This is a genomic window from Gilliamella sp. B2824 (genome assembly GCF_026536245.1).
Classification (GTDB): domain Bacteria; phylum Pseudomonadota; class Gammaproteobacteria; order Enterobacterales; family Orbaceae; genus Gilliamella.
The window spans coordinates 99,063-115,631 of sequence record NZ_JAFNON010000008.1 but is presented as its reverse complement, the minus strand read 5'-3'; the positions used below and the strand labels follow the sequence as shown (position 1 = coordinate 115,631).

12 protein-coding genes and 1 pseudogene are annotated in these 16,569 nt (G+C 36.1%); 1 reads left to right on the top strand and 12 read right to left on the bottom strand.

The window, feature by feature from the left end; all coding sequences use genetic code 11:
• The first annotated feature begins 530 nt into the window (after positions 1-530).
• Positions 531-1,091, top strand: a pseudogene (locus J3U56_RS09085) (NADAR family protein).
• Positions 1,092-1,131: 40 nt separating this feature from the next.
• Here the strand turns inward: J3U56_RS09085 and J3U56_RS09080 are convergent.
• From J3U56_RS09080 to J3U56_RS09025, 12 genes are all read right to left on the bottom strand, one after another.
• The gene (locus J3U56_RS09080; RefSeq protein WP_267367418.1) at positions 1,132-1,491 is read right to left on the bottom strand and encodes a hypothetical protein; all 360 of its coding nucleotides are present in this window, start codon (positions 1,489-1,491) and stop codon (positions 1,132-1,134) included.
• 187 nt (positions 1,492-1,678) lie between these two features.
• On the bottom strand, positions 1,679-2,473 hold the full coding sequence (locus tag J3U56_RS09075; protein ID WP_267334107.1) for an ABC transporter ATP-binding protein: 795 nt from the start codon (positions 2,471-2,473) through the stop codon (positions 1,679-1,681).
• Positions 2,466-3,419 (bottom strand): ABC transporter permease, encoded by a 954-nt coding sequence (locus J3U56_RS09070; protein ID WP_267367415.1) that lies wholly within the window; start codon positions 3,417-3,419, stop codon positions 2,466-2,468. Before J3U56_RS09070 ends, J3U56_RS09075 begins: the two co-directional genes overlap by 8 nt.
• Positions 3,420-3,480: 61 nt before the next feature.
• The gene (locus J3U56_RS09065) at positions 3,481-4,458 is read right to left on the bottom strand and encodes an ABC transporter substrate-binding protein (protein WP_267334109.1); all 978 of its coding nucleotides are present in this window, start codon (positions 4,456-4,458) and stop codon (positions 3,481-3,483) included.
• 278 nt (positions 4,459-4,736) lie between these two features.
• Positions 4,737-5,696, bottom strand: a complete 960-nt coding sequence (locus tag J3U56_RS09060) for an ABC transporter substrate-binding protein (RefSeq protein WP_267334110.1) — start codon at positions 5,694-5,696, stop codon at positions 4,737-4,739.
• A gap of 150 nt (positions 5,697-5,846) precedes the next feature.
• Entirely contained in the window at positions 5,847-6,755 is a 909-nt protein-coding gene (fdhE, locus tag J3U56_RS09055) for a formate dehydrogenase accessory protein FdhE (protein WP_267344517.1), read from the bottom strand.
• 104 nt (positions 6,756-6,859) lie between these two features.
• Positions 6,860-7,555 (bottom strand): formate dehydrogenase subunit gamma, encoded by a 696-nt coding sequence (locus J3U56_RS09050; protein WP_267334112.1) that lies wholly within the window; start codon positions 7,553-7,555, stop codon positions 6,860-6,862.
• Positions 7,548-8,522, bottom strand: coding sequence for a formate dehydrogenase subunit beta (gene fdxH, locus J3U56_RS09045; protein ID WP_323849464.1), 975 nt, complete (start codon positions 8,520-8,522; stop codon positions 7,548-7,550). The genes J3U56_RS09050 and fdxH overlap by 8 nt, the downstream gene beginning before the upstream one ends.
• A 14-nt stretch (positions 8,523-8,536) precedes the next feature.
• Positions 8,537-11,605, bottom strand: coding sequence for a formate dehydrogenase-N subunit alpha (gene fdnG, locus J3U56_RS09040; RefSeq protein ID WP_267344519.1), 3,069 nt, complete (start codon positions 11,603-11,605; stop codon positions 8,537-8,539).
• Between the two features lie 291 nt (positions 11,606-11,896).
• Positions 11,897-14,326, bottom strand: coding sequence for a glycerol-3-phosphate 1-O-acyltransferase PlsB (gene plsB, locus J3U56_RS09035; protein ID WP_267367412.1), 2,430 nt, complete (start codon positions 14,324-14,326; stop codon positions 11,897-11,899).
• Between the two features lie 400 nt (positions 14,327-14,726).
• Positions 14,727-15,491: a type I 3-dehydroquinate dehydratase gene (gene aroD / locus J3U56_RS09030; protein ID WP_267367409.1), complete on the bottom strand. Its 765-nt coding sequence runs from the start codon at positions 15,489-15,491 to the stop codon at positions 14,727-14,729.
• A gap of 174 nt (positions 15,492-15,665) precedes the next feature.
• Complete coding sequence (locus J3U56_RS09025) at positions 15,666-16,538, bottom strand: shikimate dehydrogenase (protein ID WP_267334116.1); 873 nt, start codon at positions 16,536-16,538, stop codon at positions 15,666-15,668.
• Between the last annotated feature and the right edge of the window lie 31 nt (positions 16,539-16,569).

The following is a 16,569-nucleotide window of genomic DNA, read 5'->3' as shown; positions in this document are numbered from 1 at the left end:
CGAACTCAGAAGTGAAACGCCGTAGTGCCGATGGTAGTGTGGGTATTACCCATGTGAGAGTAGGGTGCCGCCAGACTTTTAAATTAGCGCGAGAGCCCAGCAGAGATGCTGGGCTTTTTTGCTTTTACGGTAATATAGATGATAAGTGACGCAGCGGGTCGATGATTTTGAAATTATTACCCCGTTTTAAATGTAGCTAGATATTGATTTACTAAGCACTATGTTATTTATTATTTTTATAAAATAAGAAGATCTCAATTTCCTCTGTTTTTGCTAATCAAAAATTAAGTTATCTATTTTAATTTTCATTTTTTATTCAACTTGTTTAGTCATATCTCAATTAATCTAGGTATTTATTATCGAGTTATACTTCTTGATTTATTTAATGTTAATTTATGCTTTATTTTCTATGCGGTTATGATTCACTCAATATTTATAAGCGGTAATATTAGCAAGCTAATTCATGTGTTTAATTGTTACTATAAAACATAATTATTATAATATGTTAATCTAGAACAAAGGAACGCACTATGGATATTTACCAATTATGTCAACGTTATAGCAATGGAGAGCGTTTCAAATATCTATATTTTTGGAGCCATAAACAGAAGGAACCCGCATCCATTATTACCAAGTCCTGTTTTAGTCAATGGTATCCAAGCCATTTCAACATTGACGGTATTGATTATGCAACGGCTGAGCATTATATGATGGCAGAAAAAGCGAGATTATTTAACGATCAAAAGATGTTACAAGATATCCTAAATGCAAATAATCCTGGTTTGGCTAAGGCGCTTGGCCGTCAAATAACAGGATTTATACCTTAAATATGGGAAGAGCAGTGTTTATCTATCGTTATTAAAGGTAACTTAGCCAAATTTTCGCAAAATCAACAATTAGCTAATTTTTTACTAGCTACTCAACAACGTATTTTAGTTGAAGCGAGTCCAGTTGATAACATATGGGGAATCGGTTTATCCCAAGATGCCCCAAATATTGATAATCCATTAACGTGGTGTGGCAAAAATTTATTAGGGTTTGCGCTAATGATAGTCCGTGAAAAATTATCAACGTGTTTTAAACACAGATAAAAAGGCCCAATTAATATTGGGCTTTTTAATTCAATAATCATTAATTTTGTGCATTATTTTCTGGGGTGTTAGTTTCAGGTGTTTTTTCTGTTTGTGGTTTTTGAGTATTATCATTCAATTCAGGCAACTCACTAATAGAAACATGCACACTATATTGTTTTCCTTTCTCTTCTGGAAAGAATGTTGTAATTTTTTTGATGGTTTCTTCTGGATTATTGCTAGTAATTGTAATATCCAACAACGGTTTTTGGTGATTTAATGGTAAGTGGTTTTTACCGTGGAATGTTTTTGTATTTTGATTTACGTCAGCTGCTGCATTTTCTACTGATTTGACTGGTTCGTTGGCAAAAGCAGTTGAGGTTAATGTGATAAGTGCTAAAGATAATAGTGTTTTTTTCATATTTTCTCCTTAATAAAATAGCTGTTTTTACTTATTATTGATGAATATAAACAAGTAATTTGTGTTCATACTATACGATGTTTGGAGAAAATGTGATAGGAAAAAATAAGATACTAAACGCGTATAGAAGGATTCTTTTGAGTAAAGAAAGCAATATTTTAATTAAAAATATTGCTTATCATAATTATTAACCTAAAAGTAGGGCATCGTCAGTGACTTTTTCGCCTCGTGTTTTTTCAAACATATCTAATAAATCAGTAACGGTTAGTTTATCGCGTTGTTCTCCTGAGACATCAAGTACCACCTGCCCTTGATGAAGCATCACTGTTCTATTACCATATTCTAAAGCTTGTTTCATTGAATGTGTTACCATTATTGTTGTTAAACGGTTTTTAGAAACAATATCATTAGTTAGTTCTAAAACAAATTGTGCTGTTTTAGGATCGAGTGCAGCAGTATGTTCATCAAGTAATAATACTTTTGAAGGTTGTAATGTTGACATTAATAAACTCACTGCCTGTCGCTGTCCACCAGATAGCAAACCCATCATATCGGATAATCGATTTTCAAGCCCTAAATTTAAAGTAGCTAATTTGTCTTTAAATAAGATACGTAGTTTACGGTTTAGCGCTGGTGATAGGGTAAAACGATGTCCACGGTTGTAGGCAATAGCGAGATTTTCTTCGATAGTTAAATTCTCACAAGTCCCTACCATCGGATCTTGAAATACTCTAGCAACCATACCCGCTCTTTTCCATGCTGGCCAACGCGTAACATCTTGTCCATTTATAATAATACTACCTGAGTCAACAAATAAATCGCCACTAATTACATTAAGTAGTGAGCTTTTTCCCGCACCATTACTTCCTATAATAGTAACAAATTCTCCCTCACTAATATTAAGATTTAATCCGCGTAATACATGATTTTCAATCGGCGTACCCTGATTAAAAGTTAATTGCAATTCTCCAACTTTAATCATGTTTACTTCCTCTTTTCTTTGAATGCTTTTTTAGCTGTTTAGGTAGAACCAAAGCAAGCACAACTAATATTGCAGTAATAAGATTTAAATCTTCTGTACCTACACCTATATTTTGTAAAAATTCGTTACTTAGGGCAAAGGCAATAAATAATCGATACAAAATAGAACCAAAAATAACCGCAAGCATTACAGCCCAAATGCGTTTAGTTGGAAATATACTTTCACCAATGATAATAGAAGCAAGTCCAATAACAATTGTTCCCACACCAATGGTGATATCAGACCCCCCTTGAGTTTGCACAAACAACGATCCACCAAGTGCAATTAGACCATTTGATATAGCCATGCCTAAAATAGTTATCTCTCCTGTCGGAATACCTTGAGATTTGGCCATTCTTTGATTTGTTCCGGTTGCTCGTAATGCTAACCCCATCTGTGTGTTTAAAAATAAATTTAGTATTATCCACAACACAATGACAAATCCTAATACCATTAATGGTTGGACGATATATTGATTACTGTAATCTTCGGTAATGAAAGGCGAAAATATTGTTCTAGCATCCAATAAAGAGAGGTTAGGCGAACCAGCCATTTTAGGTGTTTCACCCATGATATAAGGTCCAATACCTAAAATTCGTAAATTGATCGAGTAAAGTCCAATCATTACAATAATACTAGAAAGTAATTGTAATATATTGAGTTTGACATACAGTATGCCTGTCAATGCACCTGCAATACAACCAGCAAACATACCTAATAACGTAGCTATCCAAGGATCGATACCGATATAGATACATAATCCACAAACAGCACCGCCAAGTGGAAAACTGGCATCGGCAGTAAGATCAGGAAAATCAAGTAAACGGAATGAGATAAATACACCTAAACTAACCAGTGCATAAATAAGTCCAATTCCAATTGAGCCTAATAAAAATTCAAAAGACATGAAAACGATCCATTAAAAGTAACCGCCAAAGTCGGCGGTTAGGTGTTGAAAGAGTAAAAAATTATTTTTCGACAACTTTTGCTGCAGATTTTAATACATCTTCAGATAATGTCACGCCTTGGCGTTCTGCAGCTTTTTTATTAATTGTTAATTGGGTAACATTACCAATTTGAGGTGGAATATCACCTGGTTTTTCTCCATTGAGTATACGAATGACAATTTTACCAGCTTGTCGACCTAGATCGTAATAACTCATACCCAAAGCGGCAATCGCGCCTCGCTCAGCAGAATCGGGATCGGATGCCAATAAAGGAATTTTACTTTCATTAGCAACTTTGGCTAAAGCTTCATAAGCGGAAACAACATTATTATCGGTTGTTGTATAAATCATATCAACTTTACCCTTTAAGCTTCTAGCTGCAGTTGAGATATCAGAAGTCCGCTGGGCTGGGGCGGCAATAATTTTCATTCCGCGTTTATCTAAAGCCACTTGCAATGCTTTAAGAACAATTGTTGAGTTCACTTCACTTGGGCTATAAACGTAACCAATATTTTTTGCATCAGGTTTAATCTTTAACATCATTTCTATTTGAGAATCTAATGATAGCGCGTCAGATACACCTGTGACATTTGTTTTTGACGCTTCCCAACTTGGCGTTAATTTTGCAGCGACAGGATCGGTAACTGCTGTGAAAACAATCGGAATCGTTTTCGTTGTTGCAACTAACGCTTGCGAGCTAGGTGTGGCAATTGCGACAATAGCATCGGGTTTACTTGCAGCAAACTGTTTAGCAATTTGGGCAGCATTAGCACTACTACCTTGTGCGCTGGCAAATTGTAATTTCAAGTTTTTACCTGCAATATAACCACTCTCTTTTAATTCATCTTCAACCCCTTTACGAACATTGTCTAATGCTGGGTGTTCAACAATTGCAGTGATAGCAACGTATTTTTGTTCATTTTGTGGCTCTGCCGAAGATAAAAAAGCGACTGCCGATAAACCGAGTAGCATACAAATTTTTATAATAGAATTACGCATATGAGTACTCCTGTAATATTTTTTTTACAACCAAACTGAATATTCAGTTACTATAAAGCAAAACTGAATAAATATCTACACTGAAAAATAGTTATGAGTGTAAATATTTCATTACAAGTTAAGTGCAAAACTTAATTATTTTCTCTAATCTTAGTTATTATCTATAGATGATGATTAATTATATATGTTACATTCTATATTGAATATCAATGAGTTTTTGCATGATTATTGCTCACTATAGTGAGCAATATTGTGAAGAAATTTATTGTAGGAATTAGCTATTGCCCAATAACTTTATAAGCAGATTGGATAACGTCGGTTGGTAACGTAATGCCTTGTTTTTTAGCCGCATCAAGGTTAATCACTAACTGTAATGCTTGCCCTATTTCGGGAGCAATGTTACCTGGTTTTTCGCCCTTTAATATTCTAACCACAAGTTTTCCCGATTGTCGACCAACATCGTAATAACTCATACCATAAGCGGCGACGGCTCCTCGCTCTATGGCATCAGGAAATGATGCTAAAAGTGGAATTTTATTTTCATTCGCAAATTTAACTAACGACTCATAGGCTGAAACGACATTGTTATCGGTAGTTGTATAGATTAAATCAACTTTACCTTTTAACGTATTTGCGGCTGTTGAAATATCTGCTGTTCGCTGTGCGGGAACTGCAAAAAGTATCATATTTTGTGCGGCTAGCTGTGTTTGAAGATTTTTTAATACAACAGTTGAGTTAATTTCACTTGGGCTATAAATATAACCAACTGACTTCATGTTAGGAACGATCTTCTTCATAAAATCAATTTGTGGTCCAATTTCTTGGTAATCAGAAACACCGGTAATATTGGTACCTGTAGGCTGCCAATTTTTAACTAATTTAGCTGCAATCGGATCGGTAATGCCAGCAAAAACGATTGGGATTTGTTTAGTCGCTGCCGCAGTTGCTTGAGCACTAGGTGTGGCAATAGCAACAATCACATCAGGTTTTGCCGCGACAAATTGCCGTGCTATTTGAGCTGCTGTTGCACTGCTACCCTGTGCACTTTTATATTGCACAGTTAAATTCTCATTTAATTTAAAGCCACTATTAGTTAACTCATCTTTTACACCATCACGAATTTGATCTAATGAGGGATGTTCAACTATCGCGGTAATAGCTACATTTTTTATCGAATCGGCAAAACTAAAAAAAGGCGTAAGCAAAAACAATATTATCAATAAAATAAAGCGCTTCATAAAATACACTCATCAACTAGTACAATAGTGTCATTCTAGCCTTATTAATAAAAAAAGTTAAGTTGTATTTATAAAATCCTCAAAAATGTAAGTTATATTAGAAATCTAGCTTAGATAACTTTAATGAATAACGCTTTTACACTTGGTTTTTTATTGGGCAAATATAAATGGGTTTATCCCACTTTTGGCATATCCTTCTTCTTCAGTTTTAATATCTAATATTAAGGAAGCAATATCGTCAGCAACGATTTCAATGTGAGGATCTTTATCTTGATCTAAAATTTTTAAGTAACTGTGACAAGCATCACAACACTCCGTTTTTGTTGCAGCTAATTCATTATCTAATGAAAAGTATTGAATATCTTTCATATTGTCACAGCTAGTACATTTTATTCTAGGTACATACCATTCGCTTTCACATAAACTGCAATGTAAATATCGTAAACCATTATTACTACCTAATTGGATAATACTGGCAACAGGCATACTATTACAGACTGGACATAGCCAATTTTTATCTGTGCTTTCTGCTATCGCTTTACCTTTAACTTGGCTGGCAAGTTGGCAGTAATAAACCGATAAAGCAGACCAGATAAATACTGCTTCATTCCCTGCTACACATTCAAACTCACCATTGAGTAAATGAAGTGCTTTTTCTTGTAATTGTTGTGTACTATTTTGTTTCAGCTGGTGTATAACTGAAGTAACTTGTTCGGTTGTGTTAGTCATTAGCGTGAATAACTGATTTAGATAATCTTGCCAAAAGGTCGATAAAGGAAGATTGGCTAAACTTAATGGCGGATATTCACTGTTTTTGATGTTTACAATCTCAATATTAATTGGATTGTGTTTAACTAAATTAGCTTGTTGCTCAGCTATTGCTGCACAAAAGTTAAGATAATCACTGAATGTGCTTTTTGCGGCTAACTCTTTTAGTCGTTTTGCACGACGAATATACAGTGTTTTAGGTGAGGGATAAAATAATAATGGAATTTGCCTAATAACAGAGTTTATAGTTTGTTGTTCAAGTTGCTGCTGAGGGATGATTTTAATACTCATTATTAATGACCATAATTATTATTTTATCTAAATCTTAATGCCAAATTAGCTTATTCCGCTGATCAGTATCAGCGGAGATTAGGCGTTTAATCTACAAAGTTTTATTAAGCGGGCTTTTGTTCTATTTTAGTCGATTGAGCTTCTTTAGCTTCGGTACTTGTTTTAAGTTCTTCTTGGTATATTTTTGACATTTCTGCTTCATACCAAGATGAATGATTTTTTCGTGCCCAAGCACGTGAAACGTAGCCTGTTATCATTCCTTTAATCGAACCTTTAACCCAAATTGCCATATAAGCATGACCAATAGCAAGTAAGATTAAACAAATTGCCGCAAAAGAGTGGAAAAAGATAGCTAAACGAACAATTGGTATTGGAAAGTAATCAGAAACATATCGGCGCCACATGATCATTCCTGTCACAAATAACACAAAAATTAAACTCATAATGCACCAAAATAGAAACTTTTGACCCACATTATATTTGCCAATAGGAATACCTTCTTCTTTACCCATAATCACTTTTTTGAAGTTTTTTATCCAGATAAGATCGTTCTTATTAGGAATATTATGGTGAGCCAGTTTTACAAACATAAACATTAAAAGGACAAACACAATACAGCCAATAATTGGGTGTAATGCCCTAACTAATTGCGGGGTACCAAGCACTAATCCAAATAATTTTATTGAAGGAAAAAATAATGACAGTCCAGATAGTGCAGTTAAAATAAACAGACATACCATACACCAGTGACAGAAGCGAACAATAAGTGGTGTTCTAAGTATCATGCCTTTCTTATTCATGATGGCTCTCCTGTTGTGATGAATTTGCTGTATTTTTTCGTGAAAAAGCTGGCAAACCTAGTCGTTTTCGGGCTTGTGCATCAGCCTGTTTTTCATGTTCAATGTCTTCTTCATCCACTTCAATTGCGCCAACACCCATATAATGGAACAATAAACCTCCAAATGTTGCAACAAACGCAGCAGCTGAAAGTGGCTTCCATGCACCTTTCCAGAATTTAACAACTTCGCTAATATGTGGATCTTTTGGTAAACCATGGTATAGCTCAGGTTGATCAGCATGATGTAAGACGTACATAACATGAGTTCCCCCTACACCTTGAGGATCATAAAGACCTGCGTGTTCAAAACCGCGTTTTTTCAAATCTTCGATTCGATGTTCTGCATGGCGAATCATATCTTGCTTTGTACCAAAATGGATAGCGCCAGTTGGGCAGGTTTTAACACAAGCGGGTTCTTGACCAACCGCTACGCGATCGACACATAAAGTGCATTTGTAAGAATGATTATCTTCTTTACTGACCCGAGGAATATTAAATGGACAACCCGCCACACAGTAACCACAACCAATACAATGCTCTGATTGAAAATCAACAATTCCATTCGCATACTGTATGATTGCACCTTCAGATGGGCAAGCTTTTAAACAACCAGGATCGGCACAGTGCATACAACCATCTTTACGAATAAGCCATTCAAATTTACCATTGACTTCAACTTCTGAATAGCGCATTACCGTCCATGCTTTAGGTTCTAAATCTGCTGGATTATCATATACGCCGACAGTATGACCAATTTCGGCTCGCAAATCATTCCATTCGCTACAAGCGACTTGACATGCTTTGCAACCAATACACGTAGTTACATCAATTAATTTAGCCACTTCTTGTTGATAATCTCGAGCTCGTGGAGCCGGAGTTAATGCATTTGTTGCAGAGCGGCGAATAATATCTTGAGTTTGTAATGACATAATTTTCCCTCCTTTTATGCCGCAGTGGTAACTTTCTCGATATTGACTAAGAATGATTTATATTCTGGAGTTTGTGAATTAGCGTCACCTAAATGTGGCGTTAATTCATTCACTAAAAATCCTTTCTTAGTCTGACCTGTGAATCCCCAAACGATCGGAATTCCAATGGTTTCGATTTCTTTACCATCAACAGTCAATGTTGGAAGGCGCTTAGTCACAACCGCTTTAGCCTTAATATAGCCTCGGTATGAAGTGACTTTTACGGTATCGCCAAGTTTAATACCTTTTTTATTGGCTAGATTTTCACTCAGCTCTATAAATTGTTCAGGTTGAGTAATTGATGCTAGTCTTGCATGCTGAGTCCAAAAATGAAAATGTTCGGTAATACTATAAGTCGTACCCACATAAGGAAATTGTTCAGCATTACCTAATCGCGCTAAATCCTCTTTAAATGCACGAGCCACAGGACTACTAATTTGACTTGGGTGCAGAGGATTGGTCGTAATAGGTGTTTCAAATGGTTCATAATGTTCAGGGAATGGTCCATCAACTAGTCGATTTAAGCAAAATAGTCCACCTAAACCATCATTATTCATGATAAAAGCACCCGCACCAGTGCTTGGTGATAAGGTTGCGGTAAAGTCAGGTACATCATTTCCTACCCAACTTGAGCCATTCCATTTGACTAAAACGCGTTTAGGATCGTAAGGTTTACCATTTTCATCTGCTGATGCGCGGTTATACAAGACTCGTCGATTCATTGGCCACGCCCAAGCCCAACCAGCATGAACGCCTTTACCTGATGGATCGCTAGGATCGCGTCTTGCCATTTGGTTACCTTGTTCTGTCCAGGAACCACAAAAGATCCAAATACCTGAAGACGTAGTTCCGTCGGCTTTTAATTGGGAAAAACCGCTTAATAACTGGCCTTTTTTAAGTATGACATTGCCATTAGCATCGGTTAAATCTGCTAATGCTCGACCATTACACTCCTTGGATAACTCTTCGGCAGCTGGACCTTCAGGGTCTTGATAATCCCAAGTTAAATTATCGATAGCTTCATGGTACGCACCACCTTCTTCGGCATATAGCTCTTTTATTCTTAAGAAGATACGTGCAATAATTTCTGGATCATATATTGCTTCATAAGGTGGTCTTGCCGCTGCCCAATGCCATTGTAACCATCGAGAAGAGTTTACAATGGTGCCATTTTCTTCTGCAAAGCAGTTTGATGGTAATCTAAAAACTTCTGTTTGGATTTTACTTGGATCGACATCATTAGATTCACCGTGGTTTTTCCAAAATTCGGCTGTCTCTGTTGGCATTGGATCAATGCTTACCAAAAATTTTAGATTGGATAAACCTTCACGAATACTGTTTTTATCAGGTAGCGCTGCAAGTGGATTAAACCCTTGACAAATAAAGCCATTAGCTTGTTTATCACGCATCATCTTACTAAATCTTAAAACATCATACGTTTTGTCCCACTTAGGCAACCAATCAAAACCCCAATCGTTCTCTTTTGTTGATTTATCGCCGTACATTGACTTCATAAAACTGACAAAGAATTTTGGATAATTGCCCCAAAAGTTAACTTCGCTCGGACCAAGCGGTTTGGGTGTTTTTTCTTCTAAATATTGTGCGAGCGTGATTTGTGATTCTTTTGGTAAATCAAGATAAGCAGGTAAACGGTTAGATAATAAACCGACATCAGTTAAACCTTGAATATTGGAGTGACCACGTAAGGCGTTAATTCCGCCGCCCATTACACCAATATTACCTAAAATAAGTTGTATCATAGCTGCAGTGCGGATAATTTGTGAACCATAAGTATGCTGAGTCCACCCTAAAGCATATAAGAACGTCGCAGCTCTATCATTAGTTTTAGTACTGGCTAAAGATCGGCAAACATGTAAAAAATTGTCAATAGGACTGCCGGTTACTTTATTGACCATTTCAGGTGTATAACGACTAACATGTTGTTTTAATAGGTTCCAAACACAACGAGGATGACTCAGTGTTTTATCCCTGAGGGCATAACCATTTTCATCTTTTTGATAGGCCCATGTTGTTTGATCGTATTGGCGGTTAGATGAATCATAACCACTAAATAAACCGGTATTGGTATCAAAATTGAAATCATCGCGTACGAGTAAACTTGCATTACTGTGGGTTACCAAATATTCAAAGTTGACTTCGTTATGGGTAATTAAATAATTAATCACACCCAGTAAAAATGTGATATCTGTTCCTGAACGAATTGGGACATAATGGTCAGCAACAGAAGCCGTTCGATGAAAACGCGGATCGATGGCGATCAGTTCTGCTCCGTTAGTAATTTTGGCTTCAATAGCCCATTTAAATCCAACTGGATGGGCTTCAGCTGCATTTCCCCCCATGACAATAACGACATTTGCGTTTTTGATATCATTCCAGTTATTTGTCATTGCGCCGCGTCCAAAAGTGGCCGCTAGGCTTGATACAGAAGGACCATGACAAACCCTTGCTTGGGTTTCAAGGCTTAACATGCCTAACGCACGCGCCACTTTAAAAGCTAACCAACCCGTTTCATTGCTTGCTGCCGATGTGACAAGCCAACCGGTAGTTGTCCAGCGATTAACCGTTGTACCTTTCTCATTTTTTTCGATAAAATTTTTATCTCGGTCAGCTTTCATCAAACGCGCAATGCGATCAATGGCTTCATCCCAACTAATACGTTGCCATTTATCTGAGCCCGGTGCGCGATATTCCGGATATTTAACCCGTTGCTCACTTTTAATATAATCAAGGACACCGGCACCTTTTGGGCACAGTGAACCACGACTAACAGGATGATCAGGATCGCCTTCGATATGAAAAATAGACGATTCGGCATTTTTGGCGCCATCTCCACGGCTGTAGAGTAACATTCCACATCCAACCGAACAGTAGGTACAATTATTACGCGTTTCTTTTGATTTGATTAATTTATATTGGCGAGTTTGTGCGAGTGCTACAGTTGGCGCTAATCCGAGTGTAGCTACCGTTGTTCCTGCCATACCACCAGCACAGATCTTAAAGAACTGTCTACGGTTCAATAGCATATGAACTCCTTAAAAAAGCTGACATTACATTATTTGATTTATTATGTTTGAGGCTATAAACATCCCTATTTATACTAATAATAATCGTTTATTTAATAGAAATAAAGGAAAAAACGGAAATGAACTGACAAAGTTTGACATAGGTCAAAAAAGACAAAAATAAAGGTTTTAAGCTTAGTAAAAAAGATATAAAAAAATTATTTTTTGAAATAAGCTTCAGAAAAGTATTCGATATAAATCTTTATTTTTACTTAATCGTAATCATTGATTTTCTGAAACTTATTGACTATTTTATTGAGCTACTAAAGGATTTATCTCGTCTATAGTTTGCATCACTCTTGCCGTAATCAAAGGTTTAAGCGTTTCATGCATAGTGGCAATTTTAGCTAAATTAGCACCACCTTGATCATCTAAATAACCTTGTTCACGTAGTGAGCTGACTAATGTAGCAAATACGCCTTTATCAAAAAATTCTGGGGCATTAATACCATGTAAAACCGATAATCTTTCGGCAATAAGCCGCCCTTCTTTTTCTAAAGTAGCACGACTAATAGACGGATCTTTTTGTAACAAAGAAAACGCAATCATATAGCGCTGCAAAGTATCTTTTGAGGATGAAGCAAGTAATTGTAATGCTGACATTTTTAAATAATTTAAGGTTAATTTATCAGGTGAATAACTAATTAAATTTAACTCAGCGTAAGTTTCAATGATTTTATTCACATATTGAGTAAGTTGTTCATCATTATGATAAAGAAATAGCTCTGATTTGATTAACGGGAATAATAATTTGATTTGATTAATCACTTCTTCTGAAGAAATCCGATTATGCTTTATTAAAATTCTGGCAACTAACGCTGGGATGATTAGCAAATGCTGGATGTTATTACGATAATACGTCATTAGCACGGCTTGCTCTGTTGTTAAGCCAACCATTTCACCCACTTCATCTGTTGTAATCACAAATTTTCCCATTTCTTTAGCGTGTTCAAACAGCTCTTCTGGCGTTTGATCGGGAATGGTTATCAAATCGGAATAAGGGATTTTCTTTAACAATTTTAGAAGATAGTCGATGTGTTCAAGTAGTCTGACTTTAGTTAACGCTCGTTGATCTGCGGCCAATAGTATTGAACAACATAAATTCATCGCATTAATTGCTGCTGACGCATTAATCCGTTCCATAATTTGCTTGGCGAGTAAATTGGTTGTAGGCGTTAACCAGTTAGGGCGAACTGTGCCTGTTGGCTCGATTGCGTCACGCCACTCAGGTATCTGTTGGTTTAAAAATTGATTAAGCAAAATAGGGTGACCAAAGTTGACATAGCCAAAACCTAACTTTTTCAATTTTAAGAAAGCTTTAAGTGTATGCCATAAGCTTTCTTTTTCTTTTTGTGCGCCGCGTAGTTCATTGGCGTAAGTTGCGACTTCTAAAACATGTTCATAACCTATATACACAGGTACAACCGTAATTGGTCTTGCATCACCACGTAACAATGTTTGTACTGTCATCATTAACATGCCTGTTTTAGGATCAAGTAATCTACCTGTACGTGAGCGTCCACCTTCAATAAAATATTCAACAGCGTAACCACGGATAAACAGTTCGGCTAAGTATTCTCTAAACACTGCTGTATATAACTTATTTCCTCTAAATGAGCGACGAATAAAAAAAGCGCCAAGTCGTCTAAATATTGGACCTGCAGGCCAGAAATTCAGGTTTATACCCGCTGCTATGTGAGGCGGGACTAATCCTTGTCGGTAAAGTACGTAGGAGAGTAATAAATAATCCATATGACTACGATGACAAGGCGCATAAACAATCTCATGCCCATTTTGTGCCAGTTCACGCACAGGATCTGCATTGGTGACTTTCAGTCCTTGGTAAAGTTTATGCCAGGCCCAAGTAAGAACAAAGTCTGTTACTCTGAGCATACGATAAGAGAAATTAGCGGCAATTTCGTTTAAATTGGCTAATGCATTTTTTTTAGCTTTATCTAAGCTAATATTTTTACTTTTTGCTTCTTCTTGTATCGCATCGGCCAGTCTTGGACTATTTAGTAACTTATTTAGCATCTGTTGCCGAACGGGTAATTTGGGACCAACTGATGCCATTCGTAGTTTTGCAAAATGAATACGTGCTACCCGAGCTAGCTTATGTGCTAAAACAGAAATATCCTGTTTTTCATCAAATTCAATAGTCTTAAGTGAAACTGTTTTAGAAAAACGAGTATAACAATCACGCCCAGAAACGATAATCTTAAACAATTTATAGGTTGCACCTAATACTTGTAGTGAAGGCATTTTTTTGCCTTCTTTGTCTGGTCGGCGCCCAAACATAACCGAAACGGGCAACATTTGTATATCAAGATTAGGATTTTGTTGATGAGCCGAAATATAATCTTTTAAAATTTCGATGGTTTTATTTTGTTGGCGATTGGATGCAAAAATACCAGGACCTTTGTCGATATAAATGTAGGCTGGTACAGTTTTACCATTAACCTCTATACTATCTAAAGGGTCGGGTAGCTTATATTGTAAGCATAGGGAGCGAACTACCATTAAGTCGATTTGTGAATTATACGGTAGTACATATAAAACAGGTCGGTGCGTATCTAAACCTAGTTCTGTAATTGGATCTGTTGGAATCGGTTTACTTTTGACAAAAAGTTTCACTAGGATCTGGATAAGAAAAAAATAAGCTTTTGTCCACCAAGAGAACATAAAAAAATAAACCTCATACTTTTGTGTTATTGATATACTTTAATCTCTTTAATTTTTAACTTACCAACCAAACTTAAAATAAGTATGTTGTTGGTAAAGCTAAATAATGCATCTTTAACACCAGAAAAGAGCAATGTATTGAGTATATACTTGTTAGCATTTTATCGTTAGTTAATTTGCACAATCTTTAGACCGTATTATTTTAATAACTTAAAAGATAAGTTATAACGATATTATCCAGTATTATAAATATTTATTAATCATGACACTACGAATAAATTGATTTTTTGTTATTACTTATTAAAAACAATGTAAAATTTGCCCCTATCTTTATGAAGCTAGGTAGTCTAAGTGTCTGCTATTCATAGGAATGAATCTTACATTTTATTGCATAATGGAGCTATTGTTTACAGCGATATAACACATCTAAGATATAACGCAATTGTTTAACATCAAGCTGTCCGGGGGCTGATGCATTTTTAGCCGCACCAAATGTCATTGCTGAACCAAATATTGTGCCAGCTATTCGACTAATTGCGCCAAGACCAGCCATTGACATAGTGATAATTGGTTTAGTGGCATACATTTCATTCATTTCGGTGGTGGCGGCAAGAAGTGTTAATACATCTTCAGTCTTTTTGGGCATAACCGCAATTTTAGGGATATCTGCACCTAAATCTTGCATTTTACGTAATCGATAAATAATACCGCTTTTAGTCGGTGTTTTTTCAAAATCGTGATTTGAAGCCACAACAAAGACATTATTTTTATGGGCAACATCGATAATTTCTTTAACATAGCTATCACCAATAAACACCTCAACGTCAATTAAATCAACTAAACCGCTTGATGCCATCGTTTTATTTAACTCAACATAAGCGCTTAACGGCCAAGGTTTTACCCCCCCTTCATTTGCAGTTCGAAAGGTAAATAAAATCGGTTTATTTGGTAATAAATCAGCCATTTTTTTTGCCATGGCCTTTACCGAGTCGGGATTATCAACGTGACAATAATGATCGGCACGCCATTCTAAAACATCAAAATCGATATCTTGTAGATAGGTAATTTCTTCAAGCAGTTCTTCTTCAGTTTTACCAACTAGTGGCACAATGATTTTAGGGGCACCTTTACCTATCTCTATATTTTTTATAGTAATTGTTTTCATGTCATATCCTATTAGCAATAAATTTTTATTAATAGAAAGTAATAATGTATCGCTTTTCTTTGATATTAAGTCAGATAGCAATTTGAAGCTCAATAAATTGATACTATCTTTTTTTAGTCATTTAAATCGTTATAATTAGCTAGTAATTCAATCCAAAAAAAATCTTGCTATCTATTAATCATTAAATCCCATTTTCTCTTTTACATACTCAATGGGGGCATCTTCACCCGTCCAAATTTTTATTTGAGCAGCACCCTGCCATAACATCATGCCAATACCATTTAAGGTTTTACAACCTTGTTTTTCAGCAATTTCTAATAATTTGGTTTTGCGAGGGCTATAAATACAATCAGTGACGACAAGCTCAGGCCTTAGTAGAGTAGGGTCGGTTATTAAACTCTGTCCTTCTAGTGGTTTCATGCCAACCCCAGTCGCATTACATAGTACGGCACTATCAGCTATTGCTTTACGTAATTGCGTTTCATTGGCAAGATCAAAAACCTGAACTTTACACTTGGTGTTTTCATTCAATTTTTTAGCAACAGTTTCAATTTTAGCATAGCAATCATCTTTTTGATTGAAGATAGCAATCTCATTTACTCCGTCGAGCGCTGCTTGAACCACAATTGCTGTTGCTGCACCACCTGCTCCAAGTATTGTCATTTTTTTGCCAATAACATCAACCCCAGCTTCTTTGAGCATGCGCATATAACCAATACCATCTGTGTTATAACCGGTCAATACACCATTATCATTAGAAATAGTATTACAAGCGCCACTCATTTCAACAGCAGGAGTCAACTTATCCAAATAGTTACAAACCAATTGTTTATTTGGCATAGATACAGCGCTACCACGTAATCCTAGTGCACGAAGCCCTTTTATAGCATCGGCTAGCTTTTCTTGATCGACTTCAAAAGCTAAATAGACATAAGGAATATCCAATTTAGAATAAATGGTATTTTGCATTTGAGGGGATAAGCTGTGACGAATAGGATATGCCATTAAACCAATCAGTAAAAAATGACCGTCTATATTACTTCTCATTAGCAACACTCCATAACAAACTTTTGTAGAT

Coding starts and splice junctions, on each gene's coding strand:
- J3U56_RS09060 (WP_267334110.1), bottom strand. CDS start 5,696: ATGAAGCGCTTTATTTTATTGATAATATTGTTTTTGCTTACGCCTTTT.
- J3U56_RS09050 (WP_267334112.1), bottom strand. CDS start 7,555: ATGAATAAGAAAGGCATGATACTTAGAACACCACTTATTGTTCGCTTC.
- plsB (WP_267367412.1), bottom strand. CDS start 14,326: ATGTTCTCTTGGTGGACAAAAGCTTATTTTTTTCTTATCCAGATCCTA.
- J3U56_RS09025 (WP_267334116.1), bottom strand. CDS start 16,538: ATGAGAAGTAATATAGACGGTCATTTTTTACTGATTGGTTTAATGGCA.
- J3U56_RS09065 (WP_267334109.1), bottom strand. CDS start 4,458: ATGCGTAATTCTATTATAAAAATTTGTATGCTACTCGGTTTATCGGCA.
- J3U56_RS09075 (WP_267334107.1), bottom strand. CDS start 2,473: ATGATTAAAGTTGGAGAATTGCAATTAACTTTTAATCAGGGTACGCCG.
- aroD (WP_267367409.1), bottom strand. CDS start 15,491: ATGAAAACAATTACTATAAAAAATATAGAGATAGGTAAAGGTGCCCCT.
- fdxH (WP_323849464.1), bottom strand. CDS start 8,522: ATGTCATTACAAACTCAAGATATTATTCGCCGCTCTGCAACAAATGCA.
- J3U56_RS09080 (WP_267367418.1), bottom strand. CDS start 1,491: ATGAAAAAAACACTATTATCTTTAGCACTTATCACATTAACCTCAACT.
- J3U56_RS09070 (WP_267367415.1), bottom strand. CDS start 3,419: ATGTCTTTTGAATTTTTATTAGGCTCAATTGGAATTGGACTTATTTAT.
- fdhE (WP_267344517.1), bottom strand. CDS start 6,755: ATGAGTATTAAAATCATCCCTCAGCAGCAACTTGAACAACAAACTATA.
- fdnG (WP_267344519.1), bottom strand. CDS start 11,605: ATGCTATTGAACCGTAGACAGTTCTTTAAGATCTGTGCTGGTGGTATG.